Genomic DNA, 25339 nt, shown 5'->3' with positions numbered 1-25339 from the left:
ATGTGAGGGTTTGGCTGTCATTGCTCAGTTTTAAACAGCGCAACTGTCACAAAATCGTGACGATGAAATGCCTGTCAGCGCATTAAATATCCCCCAATGTGGGAGCGGGCTTGTTCGCGATTGCAGCCATGAGGTGTGCCCGCCAGATCGCGGTGCCTGAATCGCGAGCAAGCCCGCTCCCACCTTTGATCTTCATTTTCAGGAACTGCCGAGCCATCCCCATGCGTATCAAAGTCCACTGCCAAAACCGGATTGGCATCCTTCGCGACATCCTTAACCTGTTGGTCGCCTACGGCATCAACGTGAAGCGGGGGGAGGTCGGGGGCGATCAGGGCAACGCGATTTATCTGTACTGCCCCAATCTGATCAACCTGCAGTTCCAGGCCCTGCGTCCGAAGTTTGAAACCATCGCCGGAGTGTTCGGAGTCAAGCGCGTAGGTTTGATGCCCAGTGAGCGCAGGCATATGGAGCTCAATGCCTTGCTCGGGGCCCTGGAGTTTCCGGTGCTGTCCATTGACATGGGAGGCTGCATCGTCGCCGCCAACCGTGCAGCTGCGCAGTTGCTGGGGGTACGGGTCGACGAGGTGCCGGGCATTTCCCTGTCCCGTTATGCTGAAGACTTCGACCTGCCCGAGCTGGTGCGGGTCAACAAGTCGCGGATCAACGGCTTGCGGGTCAAGATCAAGGGACTTGTGTACCTGGCTGACATTGCGCCCTTGCAACTGGAGCACGATGAAAGCGAAGCGATGGCCGGTGCCGTCTTGACCCTGCACCGTGCCGACCGCGTGGGCGAGCAAATCTACAACGTGCGCAAACAGGAGTTGCGAGGCTTCGACAGTATTTTCCAAAGCTCCAAAGTCATGGCTGCCGTGGTGCGTGAAGCCCGGCGCATGGCGCCACTGGACGCGCCTCTATTAATAGAAGGCGAAACTGGCACCGGCAAAGAACTGCTGGCGCGCGCCTGCCACCTGGCCAGCCCCCGTGGGCAGTCGCCACTGATGGCGCTCAACTGTGCCGGGCTGCCCGAGTCGATGGCTGAAACCGAGCTGTTCGGGTATGGGCCGGGGGCATTTGAAGGCGCACGGGCCGAAGGCAAGCTCGGCCTGCTTGAGCTGACAGCAGGCGGTACGTTGTTTCTTGATGGCGTAGGCGAAATGAGTCCGCGCTTGCAGGTCAAGCTGCTGCGCTTTTTGCAGGATGGCTGCTTTCGACGTGTGGGCAGTGATGAAGAGGTGTATCTGGATGTGCGGGTAATGTGCGCCACCCAGGTCGACCTGTCCGAGCTGTGCGCCCGCGGGGAGTTTCGCCAGGACCTCTACCATCGGCTCAACGTGCTGTCCCTGCATATTCCGCCGCTGCGCGATTGCCTTGACGGGCTGGAGCCTCTGGTCGAGCACTTCCTGGATCAGGCCAGCCGGCAGATTGGTTGTTCGCTGCCGCGTCTGGCGCCTGCCGCAATGGACCGCTTGAGCCACTACCACTGGCCCGGCAATGTGCGTCAATTGGAGAACGTGCTGTTCCAGGCGGTTTCGCTGTGTGATGGCGGCGTGGTCAAGGCCGAGCATATTCGCCTGCCGGACTACGGCGTGCGCCAGCCGCTGGGCGAGTTCTCGCTGGAAGGCGGGTTGGACCACATTGTCGGTCGTTTCGAAAAGGCGGTGCTGGAACAACTGTATTCCGAGCACCCCAGCAGCCGATTGCTGGGCAAGCGACTGGGGGTTTCCCACACCACCATCGCCAACAAGCTGCGTGAGTACGACATCATCAAGCCGGGCTAGTGTGTGAGGTGTCGCCTTGGGGAGTGCTCGGTAACTAGCCCTTGAAACTTCCCGCCACGCCCTTTGCCTGATCCAGCCAGCCTTTGGTTGGCTCGGCCTGGGGTGTTTGTGTTTGCAGCGCTTGTTCCAGCAGGTTGTTGGCTTCAAGTGCTTGCGCGGCCTTGAGGATCGCAATCAAATTATCCGTAGTGGCGGTTTTTTCGGTCAGTGCAGGTGGCACGGGCAGCGCCTGGGCCGCTTTCACCGCGTCGCCGGTGTTTTTGGTAAAGGCGCATACGGTTTCTATGTTTTCGATCATCGGCAGTGACAGGCGGGTCACGGTGTCAAACGCATTGATAAACGGGAACTCCACCTTGCCGCGAAGCACCGGAGTGCCCAGGCTTGGCAGAATCAGCCCCACCAGATAACGCGGGTTCTGGCGCCTGATCGTCAGGCCGACACTGGCCACCGCCAGGGCCACGCCCACCACGCGCCCAACGTTCACCAGCAGCGACAGTTCGTTGTTGGATTGAGTGTCGAAGAAGATCCCGCGGTACCGAAAGTAGTCGCTGAACACCTCCCGCTCGTTCAAGGCCGCGTTCATGAACCAGGCGCGTGAATCATGCACATGCTCGTCAAACAGGCCCACGATCGCCCAGGCTTTGTCGTTCACCGGCTTGCCGTTGGCGCCGAACAGCAGGGCGTAATTTTCTTCACCGGCCTGGCGCAGCTGGGCATAGTGCTCGGCCTCATCCTGGCCGTTGGTCATATACACCAGCCCGCCCACCAGGGTGTTGGCGAGGGTGCCAAAGCTGATCATTTCGCTCAAGGTCAAGTTCCACTCCGGCACGTAGTCGCGCCGAAAGTCGGCCATGGCGTTGCTCAACTGCCGGTAATCCAGGTTGGGCTCGAACACTTTGCTGGTGTTGAACGAGGCAGCAGGTTGGGTGCCGGTGCGCTTTTCATAAGCCTCTTTTGTGGCTTGATGTTTTTTTTGTGACGCCCGCTCGGCGTCGGACCAGACCGGCGCTTTAGAGCCGGCGCGCATGGCGGCATCTTCTTCGAGCTGCATGGCGTGCAGGGCCTCGAACGCGTCGACTTCGTCGCCGTTCATATCGCTCGCGGGGCCGTTTTGCAGCACCCGCCGATTGAGACTCGTCCACTTGATCCAGTTCATGGCGTAACGGCTGATGCGCCAACCGGTAATCACTCCGGCCTCGCGGGCCATGACCTCTTCCAGCGGGCCGTTGTCCATATTGTCGAGCCAGGTGTTGAAACGTTCGATCAGGGTGGGGTCGACTTGAAATTCAACCGCCGTCGCGCCATCCATCACACGCCATGGCCAGCGCCTTTCCAATTCGTTTCCGAGAGCATCTTTGGGTGCCTGCAACGGAGCGCCAGCCTTGTAGGCCTCGTCATACATATGGTGCAGGGCAATTTGCGATAGCACCTCTTTTCCCCCAGCTGCAGCTTTGCCTTGATCGCCGGGCGGATAACCTCCGCCAACGTCGGAGTGCATGCCGGGGTAGATATATTCCCTGGTGCCGTTGCGATAGGTGGACAGGCAGTTCGGGTCATTCGGGTTGGCCTGGCGCCGGATCGAGTCTAGGGGGAAGCAACTGCGCTGCTCGTGGGCTGCCACCATATGCACGCAGCGCTCCAGAAATTCTTCGGAGTCGGACAGGCGCAGGGTGCCGTCGGCCCAGCCCATGTGACCTGCGGCAAATGGCGCCAGATAGGGGATACCCACTGAGGCCACGGTGTCGAACAGCCCCATGAACACAATCTTGATCGGCAGTCCGGCAAACAAGTAGCAAGTGGTGCCTTCCACTTCGACCTTGGTCAGGGCTTCCAGCCAGTTGGCAAATGCCCGCGCCTGGGCGGCGCCCCGTGAAAAGCCGTACACGAACAGGCGTATGGCCTTGATGGTCGGGATGGTCTTGCCGGTATGGGCGGCGTCGATCTGGGCTTTGAGTTCGGCCAGGGGCTGGGCCAGCACTTCCTTGCGGCGGGTATAGCTGTTTTTGAAAACCGATGCTGCGAGCATATCTTCGGTGAGACTGGTGCCCATTTTTTGTACGAGAGCGTAGGCGTCTCCATTATCAAGATAAGTATCGCCAGATGCCCTCTTTAGAGCGTCAATTAAACGGGTTAGCCCCCAATTGATCCGGTTTTCGCCGCCTGTCGACATCGTCAAACCTTGGCTATCCGGTTTGAATTCGCCTATTTCCTTGAACTCGGTGCCGACGCCTTGCATGTAATAGGCATAGAGGCCTTCATTCTCAGACGCGTCCTTGTCATCCCTGCCCAAACTTGCGTGGTACAGGCGAGCCACATTGGTAGTGGTCGAAGGTAAAGCCAGGCTGTCTGTTGGTTCATGGTTGTTGGTACCGTCAAAGCAAAGCGTGATCGTCACGATCTGCATGCAGGGCCGGCCCGCGTAAGCCCATCCTGCTGCATGAGCAGCGTCCATCGCCTGTTGTTCGAACGGATCGAAGGCTTGCTGTTGCTTTCGATAATTGAAAAGCACATCTCCCGGTGTTTGCGGTAAAAGCCCGCCCATTTTGAAGTCGGGGGTCAGGCTGAGAAACTCGCCAGTGGATCTTTTAGGGCGCGGCGTCATGGTTTCGGACATGTGGCAGGCTCCTGCATTTTTTGTAGAAATTTATAGGGGTAGTTGGGTGAGCGGGGCGTCATCAGACCTGCCGTAACAGCGACTTGGTTGCAGGGTAGAAAATGCACATTGACGACGCCTAAGCGCTCATATGGCGCCACTGCCGCAACGGCGCGATGGCGGGTGTATTGAGCTTCGTGCTCTTGAGCTGCCTTGGACCAGGCATCGGAATAGCGGGGCTTGGGCCAGTCGGCATATGCATGTGGATTAGGGTCTTTCACCCACTCGACCACCACGGTCAAGCCGGGGTGCCATTTCACGGGAAGCGTGGCGCAGCAGTTCTGTTTGGCGCCGCCGCTATAGGGGCTGATATTGGGCCCGCCATTGCCATTGACCGAAAACCGGTTGATCGCCGCCGAGGTATGGCTATAACCCTCGATTGGCGCGCCCAGTCGGTCAGGCAGGGAGTCGGCACAGCCCTGTAGCGCCATCCCGGCGATAAACATCACCAGCAGTGAGCGAGTCATGGTTTCGGACATGTGGCGGGCTCCTGCATTTTTTGTGGAAATTTATAGGGGTAGTTGGGTGAGCGGGGCATCATCAGACCTGCCGTAACGGCGACTTGGTTGCAGGGTAGGAAATGCACATTGACGACACCTAAGCGCTCATACGGCGCCACTGGCACAACGGCGCGATGGCGGGTGTATTGAGCTTCTTTCTCTCGGGCGGCTTTTAACCAGGCATCGGAATAGCGGGGCTTGGGCCAGTTGGCGGAATCATACGGATTGGGGTCTTTCTCCCACTCGACCACCACGGTCAAGCCGGGGTGCCATTTCACGGGAAGCGTGGCGCAGCACATTTGGCCGCCGCCGTATCCGTAGGGCGCCAGATTGGGTCCGCCATTGCCATTGACCGAAAACCGGTTGATCGCCGCCGAGGTATGGCTATAGCCCTCGATTGGCGCGCTGAGTCGGTCAGGCAAGGCGTCGGCACAGCCCTGTAGCAAGAGTGCGCTGATTGATATCAAAAGATGCAAGCGGTTCATGAGTGGGTCTTGTCTCTTGTCAGGCTTATTGAAAGAACAGCGCCCAGTGCAATGCCAGTGGGTGTTTGCCAAGTGTCTTTGAAGTATCAGTGAGATTATTAAGATGCCCGCGAGCGCAGCTGAAGTTCGGGCGTCTTGTAACTATCAAGTCTGATGTCGATAAATCAAATGCTCTTTGGTTGTTGATATAAGTTTGCTGGTGCAAGAGAGCTGAAGTGTATAAACAAATAAACGAAACTTATAAAAGTGCGCAAGAAGTTGCGCAGTACTGTTCGGTTTCTTGTGTTTTAGTCGGCAGATAACTGTTCGTCAGTTTGTTCTTGTAATAAGTGTGCAACTTCTTGCGCACTGGTTAATACCGAGCATTTACGTGAATTGTCGGCGTCAGGGTTGTCAGAGGCAGGTTGGGGGCAAGGGATGCGCAAGGCTTTGCGGGTTTTGCGTCGTCAGCGACACGTTTCTGGCCATGCATTGCCGCAACCGGCATAACTCCGCCGTTTTCATCCCGCTGATCTTGCCCGGCATCGCACCCCATCTCCTCGCAAACCCGCGCCGCACGGCGTCAAAAAATAGTTGGTGCGCAAATTGCTTTAACCACGGCAGTACAGCGGTGGGCGGCAAGCGTCCGTCAGACAGAGGAAAGACTGTGGACAAGTACCTATATGTGGCAATGACCGGCGCCAGTCAGAACGCTCTGGCGCAAAAGGCCCATGCCAACAATTTGGCGAACATCTCGACCAACGGTTTTCAGCGTGACCTTGAACAGGCCCGTTCGATGCCGGTGTTCGGTGACAGCTTTCCTGCGCGTGCCTTTGCCTTGAGCGAACGCCCCGCGACCGACTTCACTCCCGGCGCTCTGGTTGAAACAGGGCGGGATCTGGATGTGGCCGTGTCCGGCGATGGCTGGCTGGCCGTGCAGGCACCCGACGGCAGTGAAGCCTATGTGCGTACCGCGAGCATGAATGTGGATGCCCTGGGCATTCTGCGTGCTGGCAACGGGATGCCGATCATGGGCAACGGCGGGCCGATCGCGGTGCCGCCCCAGCAACAGATCGAAGTCGGCCAGGACGGCACCATCAGCATTCGTGCCCAGGGCGAAGGCCCACGGGTGATGGCTCAAGTGGACCGCATCAAGCTGGTCCAGCCAGACCTGAAAACCATGAGCAAGGGCCTGGACGGCCTTATCCACACCAACGACGGCCAACCGGCGCCAGCCGATGCCAACGTGCAGGTGGTCTCGGGGTTTCTGGAGGCGAGCAACGTCAATGCGGTCGATGAAATGACCTCGGTGCTGGCTCTGTCCAAGCAGTTCGAACTGCACATCAAAATGATGAACACCGCCAAAGAAGACGACCAGGCCATGACTCGGGTCTTGTCCATCAGCTAATTACTTGAACGCAGCGCCGAAAAACCGGCGCGCGAGGAGAGCACCATGCTTCCGGCACTGTGGGTTGCAAAAACAGGTTTGGCTGCACAAGACACTAACCTGACCACCATTTCCAACAACCTGGCCAACGTTTCGACCACGGGTTTCAAACGTGATCGCGCCGAGTTCCAGGACTTGCTCTACCAGATCAAGCGCCAGCCAGGTGCCCAGTCGACCCAGGACAGCGAACTGCCGTCGGGGCTGCAAGTGGGGACCGGGGTGCGCATCGTAGGCACACAGAAGAACTTCTCCGCCGGTAGCCTGCAGACCACCGACCAGCCGCTGGACATGGCAATCAATGGTCGTGGTTTTTTCCAGATCATGCAGCCCGACGGGACCACGGCCTATAGCCGCGACGGTACTTTCCACCTGGATGCCAACGGCCAGATCGTCACCGCCAGCGGCTTTGCCCTGGAGCCGGCGATTGTGGTGCCCGCCGATGCCCAGACCTTCACCGTTGGCCAGGACGGCACCGTGTCGGTGACCATCGCCGGCAACCCGGCCGCCCAGGTGATCGGCAACGTGCAGACCGCCGACTTTATCAACCCGGCCGGTTTGCAGTCCCAGGGCGGCAACCTGTTCCTGGAAACCGCGTCCAGCGGCGCGCCGCAAATTGGTACCCCCGGCCTCAACGGCTTTGGTTTGACCATGCAGAGCATGCTTGAGACTTCGAACGTCAGCACCGTGGAAGAGATGGTCAACATGATCACCACCCAGCGCGCCTACGAGATGAACTCGAAAGTGATCTCCACGGCTGACCAGATGTTGTCGTTCGTCACGCAAAACCTGTAATTACGTGAAATAGCGGGAGAGCTCATGAAGCGCTTGTTTTCTGTTCTGGCACTGGGCGCCATTACCTTTGTGGCCGGTTGCGTCAGTCCGCCGCCGCGGGCCAACGATCCGTACTACGCGCCGGTCCTGCCGCGCACGCCGCTGCCGGCTGCGGCCAATAACGGTTCGATTTACCAGGCTGGCTTCGAGCAGAACCTGTACAGCGACCGCAAGGCGTTCCGCATTGGCGACATCATTACCATCACCCTGAACGAGCGGACGCAGGCGAGCAAAAACGCCAACTCGGCCATCGGCAAAAACAGCAACACCAGTATTGGCCTGACTTCGTTGTTTGGCAGCGGCCTGACCACCAACAACCCTCTGGGCAGTGGTGATCTGAGCCTCAATGCCGGTTACAGCGGCAGCCGAGCCACCAAGGGCGACAGCAAGGCCGGGCAGGGCAACAGCCTCACCGGCTCCGTCACTGTGACCGTGGCCGACGTGTTGCCCAACGGCATCATCGCCGTGCGCGGCGAAAAGTGGATGACCCTGAACACGGGTGACGAACTGGTGCGCATTGCTGGCCTGGTGCGCGCCGATGACATCTCCACCGACAACACCGTGTCTTCGACCCGCGTGGCCGATGCGCGCATTACCTATTCGGGGACCGGCTCGTTTGCCGATGCGAGTCAGCCAGGCTGGTTTGACCGATTCTTCCTTAGCCCGCTGTTTCCCTTTTAGTGATGAACTTCACCATGCCCAACCTCAAGCATCTGCTGGCAGCCGTGTTGCTGTTGTCGACCTCCCTGGGCGTGCACGCCGAGCGGTTGAAAGACATCGCCAGCATTTCTGGCGTGCGCTCCAACCAATTGATTGGTTACGGCCTGGTGGTCGGGTTGAATGGCACGGGCGACCAGACCACGCAAACCCCGTTCACCCTGCAAACCTTCAACAACATGCTGTCCCAGTTCGGCATCAAGGTGCCGCCAGGCTCGGGCAATGTGCAGCTTAAAAACGTTGCAGCGGTGTCCATCAGTGCCGACTTGCCAGCATTTGCCAAGCCGGGGCAGGTGATCGACATCACCGTTTCATCCATCGGCAATTCCAAAAGCCTGCGCGGCGGTACGCTGTTGCTGACGCCGCTCAAGGGGATCGATGGCAACGTGTATGCGGTCGCCCAGGGCAACCTGGTGGTGGGCGGTTTTGATGCCGAAGGCCGCGACGGCTCGAAGATCACCGTCAACGTTCCGTCGGCCGGGCGCATTCCGGGCGGGGCCTCGGTGGAGCGTGCGGTGCCCAGTGGCTTCAACCAGGGCAACAGCCTGACCCTGAACCTCAACCGTTCGGACTTCACCACGGCCAAGCGCGTAGTGGACAAGATCAACGACCTGCTCGGCCCGGGTGTGGCGCAGGCGATTGATGGCGGCTCGATCCGTGTGACCGCGCCGCTGGACCCAAGCCAGCGGGTTGATTACCTGTCGATCCTGGAAAACCTCGAAGTCGATCCGGGGCAGGCGGTGGCCAAGGTCATCATCAACTCGCGCACTGGCACTATCGTGATCGGCCAGAACGTCAAGGTATCGCCTGCCGCCGTGACCCATGGCAGCCTGACCGTCACCATTACCGAAGACCCAATTGTCAGCCAGCCCGGGCCGCTGTCCAACGGCGAAACCGCTGTGGTGCCGCGCTCGCGCCTCAATGCCCAGCAGGAAGCCAAGCCGATGTTCAAGTTCGGCCCGGGCACCACCCTGGACGAGATCGTACGGGCGGTGAACCAGGTCGGCGCGGCCCCAGGGGACTTGATGGCGATTCTCGAAGCACTGAAACAGGCCGGCGCCTTGCAAGCCGACCTGATCGTGATCTGAGGTCGACATCATGGACATGCGTAAGAGCGGGGTGGTCAGTGGCAGCGATTCGGGAGCGTTTACCGACCTTAATCGGCTGAACAACCTGAAGGTCGGCGACCGTGAAAGCGATGCCAACATGCGCAAGGTGGCGCAGGAATTCGAGTCTCTGTTCCTGAATGAAATGCTCAAGTCCATGCGCTCGGCCAATGAAGTGCTGGGCAAGGACAACCCGCTCAACACCCCTGCGGCCAAGCAGTATCAGGAAATGTACGACCAGCAACTGTCGGTGACCTTGTCCCGCCAGGGCGGCGGTATCGGTCTGGCTGACGTGCTGATGCGTCAGATGTCGAAAAACAAATCAGCCGTGCCGGGGGAGGCTGCGGCGACCACGGCACTGACCGCCGAAGTCAAAACCCCGACGGCCACCGCCACCGGTGACAGCCCGTTTGTTCGTAGCAGTGGCCAGCGGCCGTTGTGGGCTTCGCGGGTCACCCTCGCGCCGGATGCGGCAGCCGGCGGGCACAAAAATGACATGGCCATGCTCAATCAGCGGCGCCTGGCGTTGCCCACCAAACTGACCGACCGCTTGTTGGCCGGGATCGTACCTTCGGCCGACCCGGCGCGCTCAACGCTCAATACGGGCGCCGTGCCGGGCCGCACCTCGCCGGGGCTGGACGCGGTGCTCAAGGGCGGTCGCCAGCCGATGCTCAGCGCCAGTGGCGCTCAAGGGCGGATGCAGATTTACGGTCGTGCCGTGGCGCAGCCGCCACTGGCCCCGGCCAAGCAGGCGTTCAGCTCCCCCGATGCGTTCGTCGCGACGATGTTGCCGATGGCGCAGCAGGCTGCCGACCGTATTGGTGTCGATCCGCTGTATCTGGTGGCGCAAGCGGCACTGGAAACCGGCTGGGGCAAGTCGGTGATGCGCCAGCAGGACGGCAGCAGCAGCCATAACCTGTTCGGCATCAAGGCCACCGGCAACTGGCAGGGTGCGCAAGCGCGGGCCATCACCAGTGAGTTCAAGGGCGGGCAGATGGTCAAGGAGACGGCGGACTTTCGCTCCTACGATTCCTATCAGGACAGCTTCCACGATCTGGTCACGCTGTTGCAGAGCAACAATCGTTATAAAGAAGTGCTCAATGCGGCCGATAAACCGGAGCAGTTTGTACGTGAGTTGCAGAAGGCCGGTTACGCAACCGACCCTGAATACGCGAGCAAGATTTCTCAGATAGCCAAGCAAATGAAAACCTACCAGAGCTACGCCTCGACGGGTTCTCTCACGAATTTATAAGGTTTGAACCATGGCGAGTTTGATCAACATCGGGATGTCGGGGCTGAACGCCAGCCAGGGCGCATTGGCCACCGTGGGCAACAACATTGCCAACGCCAATACCTCGGGCTATTCGCGTCAGCAAATTGTCCAGGGCAGTGGCGCCTCGCAACAGGTGGGTGGGGTGTTTATCGGCACCGGCACCACCCTGGCCGACGTGCGCCGCGTGTACAACGCCTACCTCGACGCCCAGTTGCAAACCACCACCTCGCTCAATGGCGATGCCCAGGCGTATCTGGACCAGATCGGCACGGTCGACAAGCTGCTGTCGGATAAAAACACCGGGGTTTCGGCCGCACTCAGCAGCTTTTTCAGCTCGCTGCAAACCTCCGCCGCGGCCCCCGGTGATGTGTCCGCGCGCCAGTTGCTGCTGACCAGCGCGCAAACCCTGAGCAACCGCTTCAACTCGATTTCGTCCCAGCTCAATCAGCAGAACGAAGGCATCAACAGCCAGCTGGACACCCTGACCTCGATGGTCAACCAGCACACGGCAACCATTGCTTCGCTGAACAAGCAGATCGCCCAGGCCACCACCGGTGGCAATACGCCGAACAACCTGCTGGATGCGCGCAACGAAGCGGTGCGCACGCTCAACGAGCTGGTGGGCGTTACGGTTCAGGAACACGACAACGTTTACGACATTACCCTGGGCACCGGGCAGGCGCTGGTGCAAGGCTCCACCTCCAATACCCTTTCGGCGGTGCCGGGCCAGGTCGATAAAAGTCAGTACAGCATCCAGATCAATTACCAGCAGTCCAGCTCCGATGTGACCTCGGTGCTCAGCGGCGGCAAGATCGGCGGCCTGCTGCGCTATCGCGATGATGTGCTTGCACCGGCGATCAACGATTTGGGGCGCACGGCAATAGTGGTGGCCGATGCCATCAACCAACAGTTGGGCCAGGGCCTGGATGCCAACGGCGAGTTTGGTTCGTCGCTGTTCACTAACATCAACAGCGAAAAGGCCATCACCCAGCGCAGCCTGGCGGCGACGGGCAACAGCGTCGGCTCAAGCAACCTGAACGTGAGCATCAGCGACAGCAGCCAGCTGACGGCTTACGACTACAAGGTGACCTTCACCAGTGCTACCGAATACACGATCCAGCGGTCTGACGGCCAGGATGCCAAGGGCCCGTTCAAGCTTGGTGACAAGCAGGTGATTGACGGTTTTACCCTTCAGCTCCCGAAGGACGGTGCGGTCGCGGCGGGCGACACTTTCAAAGTCAGCCCCACCCGCAGCGGCGCGAGCAATATCGGTGTGCAAATGACCGATGCCAATAAGTTGGCGTTCGCAGGACCCTTGGTGGCGGGGGCGGGCGGCTCCAACACCGGTACCGGGGCGGTGGGCGGTCTGAACCTGTCATCGGCGCTGGATATTTACAGCGGCACAAACCTGGGCCAGTCCCAGATCGAAGCCGCGATGCCGGTGCGTATTGTCTTTGATGGCGTGAATGGCGATGGCGCCCATGCTTACCGGGTGCTGAACGAAAAAGGCGAAAAAATCAGCGACGGTACCTATGTGCCGGGCCAGGACAACGCGGTCACTATCAAGGTGCCAGTCACCAATGCTGACGGCAGCGTGACCGATGTCAGCTTCGATGCCACCCTCAGCGGCTCGCCGGGCAAGGGCGACAGCTTCGATATCCAGTTCAACAAGGACGGCAAGGCCGACAACCGCAACGCCAACGAACTGCTGGGCCTGCAGACCAAAGCGACGGTGGGGGCGGACAGCCAGGGCAATGGCGGCGTGAGCATGGCCACCTCCTACAGCCAGTTGGTGTCCAAGGTGGGCGGCAAGGCCAGTCAGGCCGCCGTCGACGGCACCGCCAACGGCGCGGCGCTGGCGTACGCCAAGGAAGTGCGCAGCTCGGTGTCCCAGGTCAACCTGGACGAAGAAGCGTCCAACCTGGTCAAGTTCCAGCAGTACTACACGGCCTCGTCGCAGATCATCAAAGCGGCGCAAGCAACCTTCAGCACGCTGATCAACAGTCTTTAAGGGAGCCCGCGACGATGCGTATTTCTACTTCGCAGTTTTTTGAATCGACCAGTGCCACCTACCAGAACAACTTCTCGTCGGTGATCAAGACCCAGGGCCAGATCGATTCCGGCGTGCGTATCCAGACTGCCGCAGATGACCCGGTGGGCGCCGCCCGCTTGCTGCAACTGCAACAGCAAAAAGACATGCTGGGCCAGTACTCCACCAACATGAACAGCATCAAGTCTTCCCTGGGGGCTCAGGAATCGGTGCTCGACAGCATCAACACCGCCTTGCAAAAGGCCGGTGAACTGGCGCTTGGGGCAGGCAGCGGGAAAAGCGACGCGGATCGCACGGCCATCGCCAACGAACTGGGCAGCATTGAAGAGCAGGTGTTCAGCCTGCTCAACAGCAAGGACTCCGCAGGCAACTACATGTTCTCGGGCTCCAAGACCGATACTGCGCCCTACACCCGTAACAACGATGGCACCTACAGCTATCAAGGCGACGACACCCAGCTCAACCTGAAAGTCTCGGACACCCTGACCCTGGCCAGCAGCGACACGGCCAAAAGCTTTATGGAAGGTTCGGTCAATACCGGGCGCACCCAGGCGACTTTCGTACCGGTGCTGGACGCTGACGGCGTGGCATCGGTCAATGATGGCAAGCTTTCCGTCTCGGCTGGCCTGGTCACTTCAAGCCCGGTGTTCAACAAAAGCTTTGCCGAAGGTCAGCCGTACACGCTGACGTTCAGCAGCAGCACCCAGTACACCCTGACCGACCGCGACGGCAACGACCTGACCTCCCAGGTAGCGGGCAATGGCGTGTTCGACCCGACCAAGGATGGCTCCCAGAGCATCAGCCTGCGCGGCGTGTCGTTCGACATCACCCCCAACCTCAAGGACATCCCGGCGACGGATCTGGATGCGGCAGTGGCGGGGCGCACCTTTACCCTTGAGGCCAAGCCGGACTCGTTCAACACCTCGCGCACGCCGGGCAACGGCTCGACCGCACAGATCACCAACGCGACCGTGACCGACCCCGGGGTCTACGGCGATAGCTTTCCGAGCAATGGCGCGGTGATCAAATTCACCAGCGCAACGGAGTATGAGGTCTATGCCCAGCCGCTGACGGCCGACAGCAAGTCGATTGCCCAAGGCAACGTTGCCGACGGTGCGCTGGGGATCAAATTCGACTTTACCGGTACGGCGCAAGCGGGCGACCAGTTTGCGATCAACCGCAACAACCACCAGAGCCAAAGCGCGCTGGACACCATCAGCCAACTGCGCAAAGCGCTGGTGATCCCGAGCGACAAAGACCCGCTGGCCCAGCAAACGCAAAAGGACGCGATCAACTCCGCGATCGGCAACCTGAAAAACGCCAGTGCCGGCGTCGACAGCGCCCGGGGTTCGATTGGTGCGCGCTTGAAGACGGTGGACATCCAGGCTGACGAAAACATCAGCCTGGGCCTGGCCAACGACTCCACCACAGCGGCCATTGGCAACACCGACATGGCGGGGGCATCCATCGAACTGGCATTCCAGAAAGCCATGCTCGAAGCCTCGCAACTGGCGTTCGTCAAAATCTCCCAGCTGAGCCTGTTTAACCAGCTTTAAACAGCTGCGCTGATGCTTCTGTGTGGGAGCGGGCTTGCTCGCGAAGGCATCAACGCGTTGATACAGGCGCGTCGCGTCGCCTGTATCGCGAGCAAGCCCGCTCCCACACAATCTGCGTCTTGCCTGAAACCTTTTGTATAAAACCACACAAAATAGCGTGACCTATGAGTCATAACGGGCATCTTCACTGTATCGTGTGAAACGTACGGGCGGGTGCCGGGCCTTTTTCAGGCTGTTTTGTCTATTTTTATGCACCCACATTCGCCGCATTCCTGCGCGATAAAGCCCTTTTATTGTCAGCGCCCCTCGATTGTGCGAGCGGGTGATCTCCAGCTATTCAGTATTGGGAAGCCACAATGATTGGCATTAAAAGCATCGCCAGTTACGTGCCAGCAAGCGGTGTAGACAACTACGCGCAAGGCGCGAAGTTCTCCAAGGACGAAGAATTCATTCTGGGCAAGATCGGTTCGGCCTTTCTGCCGCGCAAAGAGGCTGACCAGGAAACCTCGGACCTGTGTGTCGAAGCGGTTAACGCGCTGTTCGCCAACAATCCGCAGCTCAAGCGCGAATCCATCGACGCGCTGATCGTCGTCACCCAGAACGGCGACGCCGAAGGCCTGCCGCACACGGCCGCCATCGTTCAGGACAAACTTGGTCTGCCGACCCACGTGGCTGCCTTTGACATTTCCCTGGGGTGCTCGGGCTATGTCTACGGCATCTACGCGATGAAAGGTTTTATGGAAGCCACGGGCCTGAAAAACGGCCTGCTGATCACCGCAGACCCGTATTCGAAAATTGTCGACCCTGAAGACCGCAACACCACCATGCTCTTCGGCGACGCGGCCACCGCCACCTGGATGGGCGAAGACGCTCCCTGGCAGCTGGGCAAGGCCAAGTTCGGCACCGACGGTTCCGGCGCTCCGCACCTGAAAGTCAGTGATGGCGTGTTCTTCATGAACGGCCGCCAGGTCTTCAACTTCGCGCTGCTCAAAGTGCCTGCGCACCTGAACGAGCTGCTGGAAGAGTCCGAACTGACCTCCAAGGACATTGACGCCTTCTGCATCCACCAGGGCAGTGCGGCCATTGTCGACGCCGTGGCCCGCCGTTTTGAAGGTGAGCCGGAGAAGTTCATCAAGGACATGGTCGAGACGGGCAACACCGTGTCGTCGAGCATTCCTCTGCTGCTGGAAAAACACGTCATGGAAGCCAGCTGGAAGCGCGTAGCGCTGAGCGGTTTTGGCGTGGGCCTGTCGTGGGGCTCGGCGATCATCTATCGCCCATAAGCTTCAAGCCGACACACAAAACGCCCGTGGCCCAAAAAGCCACGGGCGTTTTGCGTTCTGACAGGGGGGGATGCCATCTGTGGGAGCGGGCTTGCTCGCGATGGCACCAACCCGGTTTCCCTGAAGTACCGCGCCGCCCGAATCGCGAGCAAGCCCGCTCCCACATCAAGGGATGCTTGGCAGGTCATCCCTCGCTAACCCCCTGAAATACAAGGGATGGCCTCCTGCCAGTAAAAAAATTCAAAAAACCCCTCAAGCAACCCGCTTTGACGACGATAACTATTACGAAGGTTCTCTAGGCCACACCCGGCGGTTGCCAGGGCCGGAAGCCGCAGTATTCATCCAATGAGGATTTCGTCATGGCTTTATCAGTAAACACTAACATCACGTCCCAGACCGTTCAGAAGAACCTGAACAAAGCCGGCGATGCACTGAGCACCTCGATGACTCGTCTGTCTTCCGGCCTGAAAATCAACAGTGCCAAAGACGATGCTGCTGGCATGCAGATGGCCAACCGTCTGACCTCTCAGACCAAAGGCATGACCGTTGCCATCGCCAACGCCAACAACGGCACCTCGATCGCGCAGACCGCTGAAGGCGCGATGCAAGAGTCGACCAACATTCTGCAACGTTTGCGAGAACTGGCCCTGCAGTCCGCGAACGGTGATAAAAGCGACGCCGACCGTGCGTCCCTGCAACAAGAATTTACTGCGAAAACCGGTGAACTGACCCGTATCGCACAAACCACTACCTACGGTGGTCGTAACATTCTGGACGGTTCGTTCCAGAACCAGGCGTTCCAGGTGGGTGCTGATGCCAACCAGACTATTTCGTTTGGTATGACTGATATCAGTGCTACTGCTTTGAAGGGTTCTTACAGTGAAGCCTCCGTGGGCGGCGAGGCAATGAAAAACTTGTCAGCCACTTCCGTCGGTACTGCGCTGGCGACTTCTACCACTACGACTACTTCTCGTACTGTAACTGCTGCGGCTGTTACCGGTGCAGCTACGGCAACCCTGCAGACAGCAGGTACTTCCACAATTGCTGTGGCCGATGACATCACGGTTAATGGCAAATCCGTTGCACTGACGGCAGGCATGAAGGGTGCCGATCTTGCTGCGGCCATCACTACCGCAGATAGCACCGTTAAGGCCTCGTGGGATGAAGCCGCAGGTAAGCTGACGCTGAATTCCGCATCGGCTATTACGATGGGTGGTGCGGATATCGCTAAAAGCGGTCTTGGTGCAACAACAACTGCCGTAACAACTGGCGCTACAGCCACTAGTGCTGCTGTTTCGACCTTGACTACCGGTGGCGCTGCTTCGACCCTTGCTGCGACAGACGAAATCACCATCAACGGTAATAAAGTTGCCATTACCGATGGGATGAAAGGTGCCGCGCTGGCGACAGCAATCACTGCTGCCGACAATACAGTAACCGCAACCTTCGATAACGCGACCGGCGTGATGAAGCTGACCTCGGCTGCCGCAATCAACGTGGGCGGTGCTGATGCAGCGAAATCCGGTCTGACCGCTACTTCGGCCAACACCACCGCGACCACCACCACGACGCCTAAAGCAGCCGGTTCTGCAATGGGTACCGCGGGCGAGATCGCAATCAACGGTAAGTCCGTTTCGTGGACCAAGACTGACACCGTTTCTCAAGTCATCGACAAGATGAGCGCGATTGAAGGCATCAAGTCCGCTACCTTCAACTCAGAAGGCCGCGTCGAACTGACCTCCACTGATGGCAATGACATCAAGCTGACCAACACCGCTGGTGGTTCGCTGGCTCAGTTGGGTCTGTCGGCGGGTACTTCTCAGGCTAAATTGAACGCCGATACGTCGATCGAGCTGAACGGCGTTGAAGTCAAGTTCAAGAAGGGTGATTCCGCTGACGCGATCGTGTCCTCGATCAACAGCGCAAGCACCGGTGTAACCGCCAGCAAGAACACTGACGGAACTCTGAAGCTGTTCTCCAACAAAGACATCACCGTCAAAGATGGCAGTGCAGGCACTGGTCTGGAAGCTTTGGGTCTGACCGCAGCTGCCCAAGCTGGCACTGGCACCGGTAAAACCACAGCCACAACCGTGGAAACCACTGTTGCCGACCTGAGCGTCCTGACCGCCGCTGACTCCCAGCGTACCGTCCAGGCCCTGTCTGATGCGATCCAGCAGATCGACACCCAACGTTCCGCCCTGGGTGCCGTACAAAACCGTTTCACCAGCACCGTGGCCAACCTGCAGAGCATTTCCGAGAACTCCACCGCTGCACTGGGTCGCGTTCAGGACACTGACTTCGCCTCCGAAGCTGCCGAGCTGACCAAGCAACAAACCCTGCAACAGGCTTCCACCGCGATCCTGTCCCAGGCTAACCAGCTGCCTTCCGCTGTCATGAAATTGCTTCAGTAATTTCAGCGTTTGGTTGAGAACAAAAGGGCGCGTTTACGTGCCCTTTTGTTTTTTCAGCGTTTGGTACTTGAAGGTGGCACGAAATGTGAAGCTGCCTGCAGCCTTGGCACTTGCTTCGTCAATAAAGCGATAGCCACCGTACAAGGAGAATACAGATGGCCAGTTCAACGATTACCGGTGTCGGCTCGGGTTTTGACACCATCGGGATTGTGAAAGCCTTGGTGGACGCTGAAAAAGCACCCAAGCAAAGCCAGATTACTGCGCAACAAAAAGACACCACGATTCAGCTGTCCGCTGTGGGCACGGTCAAAGCTTCGCTCGAAACCTATCGCGCAGCCATTGCCAAACTCAACAGTGTCTCCAGTTTCAACGGTTTGACCGCTTCGTCGACTGACGAAAAAATTTCTAAAGTCACCATCGATGACAAGGCGTCCAGCGGCAAGTACGCGCTGGAAGTCACTCAGTTGGCGACTTCTTCCAAAATCACCAGCAAGGTGTTCGAAGGGGGGGCATCGGCATCGGTCAATTCGGGCGATAAAGACGAAACCCTGACCATCTCCCAGTCCGGTGACAGCTATGACGTCAAGATCCCGGCTGGCGCGACCATGCAGCAGACCCGGGACGCGATCAACACGCAGCTGCAGTCCAAGGGCATCAGCGCCAACGTTCTGACCGATGCCAACGGCTCGCGTCTGGTGATCGGCTCGCAGACCACGGGCAAGGGCACCGATATTACCGTCAGCGGTGATTCGGAACTGGCCACTGGTTACAGTGCCGGTAAGCCGCCAGTGAACGCCGAGTACACCATCGATGACATCGCCATGGAGTCGTCGAGCAACAAGATCACCTCGGCCATCAGTGGCGTGACCCTTGAGTTGCTCGATACCAAAGCGTCCACCATCACCGTGGCTTCGAACACCGACACCCTGAAAACTTCGGTTCAGTCGTTTGTCAGCGCCTATAACGCGCTGCTGACCAGCATCAACACCCAGACCAAAGTCACCGCCACCGGTGATGCGGCGACCACCACTGCAGGTGCCTTGACGGGGGACGCGTCGATGCGTCAGCTGGTCAACGGTTTGCGCGGCGAGCTGCTGCAAAACTCGGGTACGTCGAGTGTCGGCAACCTGTCCCAGATGGGCATCAGTACCGATCAGAAAACCGGGCTGCTGACCCTGGATGACACCAAGTGGAAAGCCGCGGTTGCCACACCCAACGGTGCAATCGAGATTGCCAAGGTGTTTACCGGCGATACCGGCCTGATAACCCGTATGACCAAGGCGACCGAAAGCTATGTTGGCAGCAGCGGGTTGCTGGCGGCGCGGGCCACGGATCTGAACACCAAGCTGACCACGCTGACCACTCAGCAAGCAGACCTGGACCGGCGCATGGAATCCATGAAAAGCACCCTGACCGCCAAATACACGGCCATGGACGGTCTGATCGCCAAAATCAACGCCAGCAGCTCCAGCATCATGACCACGCTCAACTCCTTGAATAACCCTAAATCCGACTGATTTTGCCCGGCCCTGGCACTAAAGCTTTGGCCGCTTCTGTCGATAAAAAGATCAAGAACCCGCGATTTTTGCCAGTCACCGTAATGAGGTCGAAACATGAACCCGATGCGCGCCCTTCGTCAGTATCAGAAGGTTAATTCCCACGCTCAAATCTCCGAAGCCAGCCCCCATCGCTTGATTCAAATGCTGATGGAAGGCGGTCTGGATCGCATGGCCCAGGCCAAAGGCGCAATGAGCCGTGGTGATATCCCGCAGAAGGCCATGTTGATCACCAAGGCCATCGACATCATCACCGGCCTGCGTCAGGGCCTGGATGAAGACAAGACCGATGACAAGGCTGCGTTGCAGCAGCTGGACAGCCTGTATGAATTCATGGCGGTGCGTTTGACCCAGGCCAATGCCAAGAACGACCCTGAAATCATCGATGAAGTGGCTCGCCTGCTGATCACTGTAAAAAGTGGTTGGGATGCCATTGCCCCGCAATAAGCCCGAGGAGTGTGTCATGAGCCAACTGCAACGAATTCAGGAAACCCGCGTAGCGCTGATTGATGCTCTGGCCGAGCGCAATTGGGATGCCATCGGCGAGCTGGACTCGGCTTGTCGGGTGTGTGTCGAGAGTGTTCTGGATGAGGCGCCGCTGGATGAGGCGGTGTTGCGCGAGAATCTGGAAGGGCTGTTGGTGGTGTATCGCATGCTGCTGGAAGCCGCGACCGATGAGCGTCAGTCAGTCGTTGAGCAAATGGGGCAGATCAATCAAGCAAAAAATGCGTCAAAGGTTTACCATCTATTCGGTTAAGGCCTAAAGAATATGTGGTTAATCGCGTTTTAAACCGCCATAAATTTGACTATGCACAGTTTTTTGACTTAACTAGCTCGTTATTCTGTATTCAGTCGTCTTAGATATCCAACAGGGTTAGGGCGTCTACATATGTCCTGCCATCCGGGGCATTGAGTTGACTAGGGAAGTTGCTATTGCATGTGGCGTGAAACCAAAATTCTGTTGATCGATGACGATAGCGTCCGCCGCCGCGACCTGGCGGTGATTCTGAATTTTCTTGGCGAAGAAAATTTAGCCAGTCCTAGCCACGAATGGGAGCAAGCCGTCAAAGTCTTGCCGTCCAGTCGTGAAGTACTCTGCGTGCTTGTAGGCACGGTGAGTACTGCGGGTGGTCTTTCAAGCTTGCTTAAGACACTGGCTGTGTGGGATGAGTTCCTACCGATCATGCTTTTAGGTGAAGTTTCTTCAGTCGATTTGCCTGAAGACCAGCGCCGCCGGGTGTTGTCCAGTCTTGAAATGCCCCCCAGCTACAGCAAATTGCTTGATTCCCTGCACCGTGCCCAGGTCTATCGCGAGATGTACGACCAGGCCCGCGAGCGCGGTCGTCATCGTGAGCCCAACCTGTTTCGCAGCCTGGTCGGTACCAGCCGTGCGATTCAGCATGTGCGCCAGATGATGCAGCAAGTGGCCGACACCGATGCCAGCGTCTTGATCCTCGGCGAGTCCGGGACCGGCAAGGAAGTGGTTGCACGTAACCTGCATTACCACTCCAAGCGCCGTGACGCGCCGTTTGTACCCGTCAACTGTGGGGCGATTCCTGCCGAGCTGCTCGAAAGCGAGCTGTTCGGGCATGAGAAGGGCGCCTTCACCGGGGCAATCACCAGCCGTGCCGGGCGTTTCGAGCTGGCCAATGGCGGCACGCTGTTTCTCGATGAAATCGGCGATATGCCGCTGCCGATGCAGGTCAAGCTGCTGCGCGTGTTGCAGGAACGTACCTTTGAGCGCGTGGGCAGCAACAAGACCCAGTGCGCCGATGTGCGGATCATTGCTGCGACCCACAAAAACCTCGAAAGCATGATTGAAGTCGGCGCCTTCCGCGAAGACTTGTATTACCGCCTCAACGTATTCCCGATCGAAATGGCGCCCCTGCGCGAGCGGGTCGAAGATATTCCGCTGTTGATGAACGAGCTGATTTCGCGCATGGAGCACGAAAAGCGCGGCTCGATCCGCTTCAACTCTGCCGCGATCATGTCGTTGTGCCGTCATGCATGGCCGGGCAACGTCCGTGAGCTGGCCAATCTGGTGGAACGCATGGCGATCATGCATCCCTATGGCGTGATTGGCGTGGTAGAGCTGCCGAAGAAATTCCGCTACGTGGATGACGAAGACGAGCAGATGGTCGACAGCCTGCGCAGCGACATGGAAGAGCGCGTGGCCATCAACAGTGCTACTACCGATTTCGTCGCCAGCGCCAATGCGATGCTGCCGCCCGAAGGCCTGGACCTCAAGGACTACCTGGGTGGGCTGGAGCAGGGGTTGATCCAGCAGGCGCTCGACGACGCCAATGGCATCGTCGCCCGCGCGGCAGAACGCCTGCGGATTCGTCGCACCACTCTGGTGGAAAAAATGCGCAAGTACGGCATGAGCCGTCGTGAAGGCGAAGAACAGGCAGACGATTGACGCCTGTCTCTGTGGGAGCGGGCTTGCTCGCGATAGCATCACCGCGTTATTCCTGACACTGCGAGGCGCCCAAATCGCGAGCAAGCCCGCTCCCACATAAGTCGGGACCGGCATTGCGGTTCGCTAGTGTTATCTATTCAGGCACGGGTATTGCTTCGCTTGGTTCAACGAACCGTTTTATGACGGTCAGCCAAGCGAGCACGCACCATGCCTCAAGCCGCCGTCCAGCTTTCTTCCGTTCCTGATCCCTACAGCCTGCTCCAAGCCCGTGTTTCGGAGCTTACGGGGGAGCTGGCGGTGGTCAGCGAACAGCGCATGGCTGAGCTGGCGGAAAAAGAGCGGCTGGCCAATCGCCTGCAACACCTGCTTGATCTGCTGCCGGGCGGGGTCATCGTCATCGATGATCGCGGACGGGTGCGCGAGGCCAACCCTGCGGCCTGCGAGCTGCTGGGCCTGCCCCTTGAGGGCGAGTTGTGGCGCCGTGTGATTGCCCGCTGCTTTGCACCCCGCGAAGACGATGGTCACGAAGTCTCCCTCAAGGACGGTCGGCGCCTGTCGATTGCCACCCGTTCGCTGGATGCCGAGCCGGGGCAACTGGTCTTGCTCAATGACCTGACAGAAACCCGGCGCCTGCAAGATCAACTCGCCCGCCATGAGCGCTTGTCGTCTTTGGGGCGGATGGTTGCCTCCCTGGCCCACCAGATTCGTACGCCACTGTCGGCAGCGCTGATCTACGCCAGTCATTTGACCGAGCAGGCGCTGCCGCTGGAAACCCAGCAGCGCTTTGCCGGGCGCCTCAAGGAGCGACTGCACGAGCTTGAGCATCAAGTGCGCGACATGCTGGTGTTTGCCCGGGGCGAATTGCCGCTGACAGATCGGGTCAGCCCCAAGGTCCTGATGCAAACCCTGCAGGCCGCCGCGCAAACCCATGTTCAGGGCGTGTCGATACGCTGGCAGTGTGATGCCTATACGGGGCAGCTGCTGTGCAATCGCGACACCCTGGTGGGCGCGCTGCTGAACCTGATCGAAAACGCCCTGCAAACGGGTGCTGTGCAGGTGCGGCTTAAAGTCCATTTATACCGCCGTGATAACTGCCTGAGGCTGTGCGTGAGCGACAGTGGCGGTGGCATTGAACCCCGAGTCCTGGCGCGTTTGGGCGAACCGTTTTTCACCACCAAGGCGACCGGCACCGGCCTCGGGTTGGCGGTGGTCAACGCGGTGGTACGGGCGCATCAGGGCCACTTGCAGTTACGTTCGCGGCTGGGGCGTGGCACCTGCGCCTTGCTCAGCTTGCCGCTGATTCCCGGTGTGGCGGAGGCAAACTGATGGTGATGCGAATTAACGTGCTGTTGGTTGAAGACGATCACGCGTTGCGCGAAGCGCTGGCGGACACGCTATTGCTGGCCGGTCACGGCTTTAAGGCGGTCAGCTCGGGGGAAGAAGCCCTGGCGGCGGTCACTTCGCAGGCGTTCAGCCTGGTGGTCAGTGACGTCAACATGCCGGGCATGGATGGCCATCAGTTGCTCGCTCGCCTGCGCGCCTGTCAGCCCCAATTGCCGGTGTTGCTGATGACGGCTCATGGCGCCGTGGAGCGTGCAGTGGATGCCATGCGCCAGGGGGCGGTGGACTATCTGGTCAAACCGTTTGAACCCAAGGCCTTGCTCGATCTGGTGGCTCGTCATGCCCTGGGCAGTCTGGGGGTGGCGGACACTGAAGGCCCGGTGGCGGTTGAGCCGGCCAGTGTCCAGCTGTTGGAGTTGGCGGCGCGGGTGGCGCGCAGTGATGCGACGGTGCTGATCTCGGGCGAGTCGGGTACGGGTAAAGAAGTGCTGGCGCGTTATATCCACCAGCATTCCCGTCGGGTTGATCAGCCGTTTGTGGCGATCAACTGCGCGGCCATCCCCGACAACATGCTCGAAGCCACTCTGTTTGGTCATGAGAAAGGCGCCTTTACCGGCGCCATTGCGGCCCAGGCCGGCAAGTTTGAGCAGGCGGATGGCGGCACCTTGCTGCTCGATGAAATTTCCGAGATGCCCCTGGGCCTGCAGGCAAAACTGCTGCGGGTGCTGCAAGAGCGCGAAGTGGAGCGGGTAGGCGGGCGCAAGCCGATTGTGCTGGATATCCGCGTGGTCGCCACCACCAACCGTGATCTGGCGGGTGAAGTGGCTGCGGGACGGTTTCGCGAGGATCTGTTCTATCGCCTTTCAGTGTTTCCGCTGGCCTGGAGCCCGCTGCGCGAGCGTACTGCCGACATCCTGCCGTTGGCTGAGCGGCTGCTGGCCAAGTACATCGGCAAAATGAAGCACACGGCAGTCGGGTTTTCGCCGGATGCCCGGGCGTGCCTGGGCGCATACCCCTGGCCCGGTAATGTGCGCGAACTGGATAACGCGATTCAGCGGGCGTTGATTTTGCAGCAGGGCGGCCAGATCGAAGCGGCAGATTTTTGCCTGGCGGGGCCTGTGGCCTGCGCGCCCTTGCCGCCACTGGCTTCGCCGGTCGAGGTTGTGGAGTCGGCGGGGGCGCTGGGTGATGATCTGCGCCGACGTGAATTCCAGCTGATTATCGACACCTTGCGAGCCGAGCGGGGGCGACGCAAGGAGGCTTCCGAGCGCCTGGGCATCAGCCCGCGGACCTTGCGCTACAAGCTGGCGCAGATGCGCGATGCGGGGATGGATGTTGAGGCTTATCTGTTTGCCGCAACCTGAGAGCGCCACTAAACCAGTGTGGGAGCGGGCTTGCTCGCGATTTGATCGGCGCGGTGCATCAGACGTTGCGCGGTGATGCCGTCGCGGGCAAGCCCGCTCTCACAGGGGTGGGTGTGATCCTTGTCTGCGACGTTTTGTAACGGTAATTGTTATAAAACGACAAAGAGCTGGCACCCTTGTTGCTATACCTCGGTAAGCGCTGTGAAAGTGTCAAAAAATTGCGGGTCGTCGGAGGCAGTTGTCCATGAGCCAAGGTATTGAATTTAATCGATTGATGTTGGACATGCGGGCCATGCAGATGGACGCCATGGCTCAGCCAAAATCGGCTGTGCAGGCGGTTCCCGAAGCCGGTGCCAGCAACTTTTCCGACATGCTCGGCAATGCGATCAACAAGGTCAGCGACACGCAGCAGGCATCGAGCCAGTTGTCGAACGCCTTCGAAATCGGCAAGACCGGCGTAGACCTGACGGATGTGATGATTGCTTCCCAGAAGGCCAGTGTTTCTTTCCAGGCGTTGACCCAAGTCCGTAACAAGCTGGTTCAGGCATACCAAGACATCATGCAGATGCCGGTTTAAGGGCGATATCAAG

Annotated in this window: 20 protein-coding genes; 17 read left to right on the top strand and 3 right to left on the bottom strand. The window is 59.1% G+C overall.

Features of this window, described 5'->3' with window-relative positions; all coding sequences use genetic code 11:
• Positions 1–221: 221 nt before the first annotated feature.
• Positions 222–1778, top strand: coding sequence for a sigma-54-dependent transcriptional regulator (locus AACY07_RS19215; RefSeq protein WP_133079024.1), 1557 nt, complete (start codon positions 222–224; stop codon positions 1776–1778).
• A gap of 34 nt (positions 1779–1812) precedes the next feature.
• On the opposite strand, the gene AACY07_RS19210 is transcribed toward AACY07_RS19215, so the two are convergent.
• Genes AACY07_RS19210 through AACY07_RS19200 form a run of 3 tightly spaced genes read right to left on the bottom strand, consistent with a single transcriptional unit; the run spans position 1813 to position 5416 of the window.
• Positions 1813–4392, bottom strand: a complete 2580-nt coding sequence (locus tag AACY07_RS19210; RefSeq protein WP_339476838.1) for a T6SS phospholipase effector Tle1-like catalytic domain-containing protein — start codon at positions 4390–4392, stop codon at positions 1813–1815.
• Positions 4377–4910: a DUF3304 domain-containing protein gene (locus AACY07_RS19205; protein WP_339476836.1), complete on the bottom strand. Its 534-nt coding sequence runs from the start codon at positions 4908–4910 to the stop codon at positions 4377–4379. Before AACY07_RS19205 ends, AACY07_RS19210 begins: the two co-directional genes overlap by 16 nt.
• Positions 4895–5416 carry a DUF3304 domain-containing protein gene (locus tag AACY07_RS19200; protein WP_339476834.1) on the bottom strand — a complete coding sequence of 174 codons (522 nt, stop codon included), beginning with the start codon at positions 5414–5416 and terminating at the stop codon, positions 4895–4897. The genes AACY07_RS19205 and AACY07_RS19200 overlap by 16 nt, the downstream gene beginning before the upstream one ends.
• 646 nt (positions 5417–6062) lie before the next feature.
• Here AACY07_RS19200 and AACY07_RS19195 point away from each other — a divergent pair.
• The 16 genes from AACY07_RS19195 (at position 6063) to fliE (ending at position 25326) form a co-directional block, all read left to right on the top strand.
• The gene (locus tag AACY07_RS19195) at positions 6063–6803 is read left to right on the top strand and encodes a flagellar basal body rod protein FlgF (protein WP_019828794.1); all 741 of its coding nucleotides are present in this window, start codon (positions 6063–6065) and stop codon (positions 6801–6803) included.
• Positions 6804–6848: 45 nt separating this feature from the next.
• Positions 6849–7634 (top strand): flagellar basal-body rod protein FlgG, encoded by a 786-nt coding sequence (gene flgG, locus AACY07_RS19190; RefSeq protein WP_133075986.1) that lies wholly within the window; start codon positions 6849–6851, stop codon positions 7632–7634.
• A gap of 24 nt (positions 7635–7658) precedes the next feature.
• A complete protein-coding gene (gene flgH, locus AACY07_RS19185; protein WP_133075987.1) occupies positions 7659–8354 on the top strand; it encodes a flagellar basal body L-ring protein FlgH in 696 nt (231 codons plus the stop codon).
• Positions 8355–8368: 14 nt separating this feature from the next.
• Positions 8369–9478, top strand: a complete 1110-nt coding sequence (locus tag AACY07_RS19180) for a flagellar basal body P-ring protein FlgI (protein ID WP_133075988.1) — start codon at positions 8369–8371, stop codon at positions 9476–9478.
• A gap of 10 nt (positions 9479–9488) precedes the next feature.
• The gene (gene flgJ / locus AACY07_RS19175; protein WP_326397628.1) at positions 9489–10748 is read left to right on the top strand and encodes a flagellar assembly peptidoglycan hydrolase FlgJ; all 1260 of its coding nucleotides are present in this window, start codon (positions 9489–9491) and stop codon (positions 10746–10748) included.
• A gap of 10 nt (positions 10749–10758) precedes the next feature.
• A complete protein-coding gene (gene flgK / locus AACY07_RS19170; protein WP_338648396.1) occupies positions 10759–12780 on the top strand; it encodes a flagellar hook-associated protein FlgK in 2022 nt (673 codons plus the stop codon).
• A gap of 14 nt (positions 12781–12794) precedes the next feature.
• Positions 12795–14375: a flagellar hook-associated protein 3 gene (locus AACY07_RS19165; RefSeq protein WP_339476829.1), complete on the top strand. Its 1581-nt coding sequence runs from the start codon at positions 12795–12797 to the stop codon at positions 14373–14375.
• A 356-nt stretch (positions 14376–14731) separates the two neighbouring features.
• On the top strand, positions 14732–15658 hold the full coding sequence (locus tag AACY07_RS19160) for a ketoacyl-ACP synthase III (protein ID WP_326397631.1): 927 nt from the start codon (positions 14732–14734) through the stop codon (positions 15656–15658).
• 359 nt (positions 15659–16017) lie between these two features.
• Complete coding sequence (locus tag AACY07_RS19155) at positions 16018–18069, top strand: flagellin N-terminal helical domain-containing protein (RefSeq protein WP_339476827.1); 2052 nt, start codon at positions 16018–16020, stop codon at positions 18067–18069.
• 155 nt (positions 18070–18224) lie between these two features.
• Positions 18225–19586 carry a flagellar filament capping protein FliD gene (fliD, locus tag AACY07_RS19150; protein WP_339476825.1) on the top strand — a complete coding sequence of 454 codons (1362 nt, stop codon included), beginning with the start codon at positions 18225–18227 and terminating at the stop codon, positions 19584–19586.
• A 96-nt stretch (positions 19587–19682) separates the two neighbouring features.
• Positions 19683–20072 (top strand): flagellar export chaperone FliS, encoded by a 390-nt coding sequence (gene fliS / locus AACY07_RS19145; RefSeq protein ID WP_133075993.1) that lies wholly within the window; start codon positions 19683–19685, stop codon positions 20070–20072.
• Positions 20073–20088: 16 nt separating this feature from the next.
• The gene (locus AACY07_RS19140) at positions 20089–20382 is read left to right on the top strand and encodes a hypothetical protein (protein ID WP_019828807.1); all 294 of its coding nucleotides are present in this window, start codon (positions 20089–20091) and stop codon (positions 20380–20382) included.
• 180 nt (positions 20383–20562) lie between these two features.
• On the top strand, positions 20563–22044 hold the full coding sequence (locus AACY07_RS19135; RefSeq protein WP_133075994.1) for a sigma-54 dependent transcriptional regulator: 1482 nt from the start codon (positions 20563–20565) through the stop codon (positions 22042–22044).
• 207 nt (positions 22045–22251) lie between these two features.
• Positions 22252–23370 carry a sensor histidine kinase gene (locus AACY07_RS19130; RefSeq protein WP_339476823.1) on the top strand — a complete coding sequence of 373 codons (1119 nt, stop codon included), beginning with the start codon at positions 22252–22254 and terminating at the stop codon, positions 23368–23370.
• A 5-nt stretch (positions 23371–23375) separates the two neighbouring features.
• The gene (locus AACY07_RS19125; RefSeq protein ID WP_339476961.1) at positions 23376–24749 is read left to right on the top strand and encodes a sigma-54-dependent transcriptional regulator; all 1374 of its coding nucleotides are present in this window, start codon (positions 23376–23378) and stop codon (positions 24747–24749) included.
• Positions 24750–24993: 244 nt separating this feature from the next.
• Positions 24994–25326 (top strand): flagellar hook-basal body complex protein FliE, encoded by a 333-nt coding sequence (gene fliE, locus AACY07_RS19120; protein ID WP_339476821.1) that lies wholly within the window; start codon positions 24994–24996, stop codon positions 25324–25326.
• Positions 25327–25339 lie beyond the last annotated feature (13 nt).

Source organism: Pseudomonas sp. RL_5y_Pfl2_69 (assembly GCF_963970465.1).
Classification (GTDB): Bacteria; Pseudomonadota; Gammaproteobacteria; order Pseudomonadales; family Pseudomonadaceae; genus Aquipseudomonas.
This window is presented reverse-complemented; position numbering and strand designations above follow the sequence as displayed.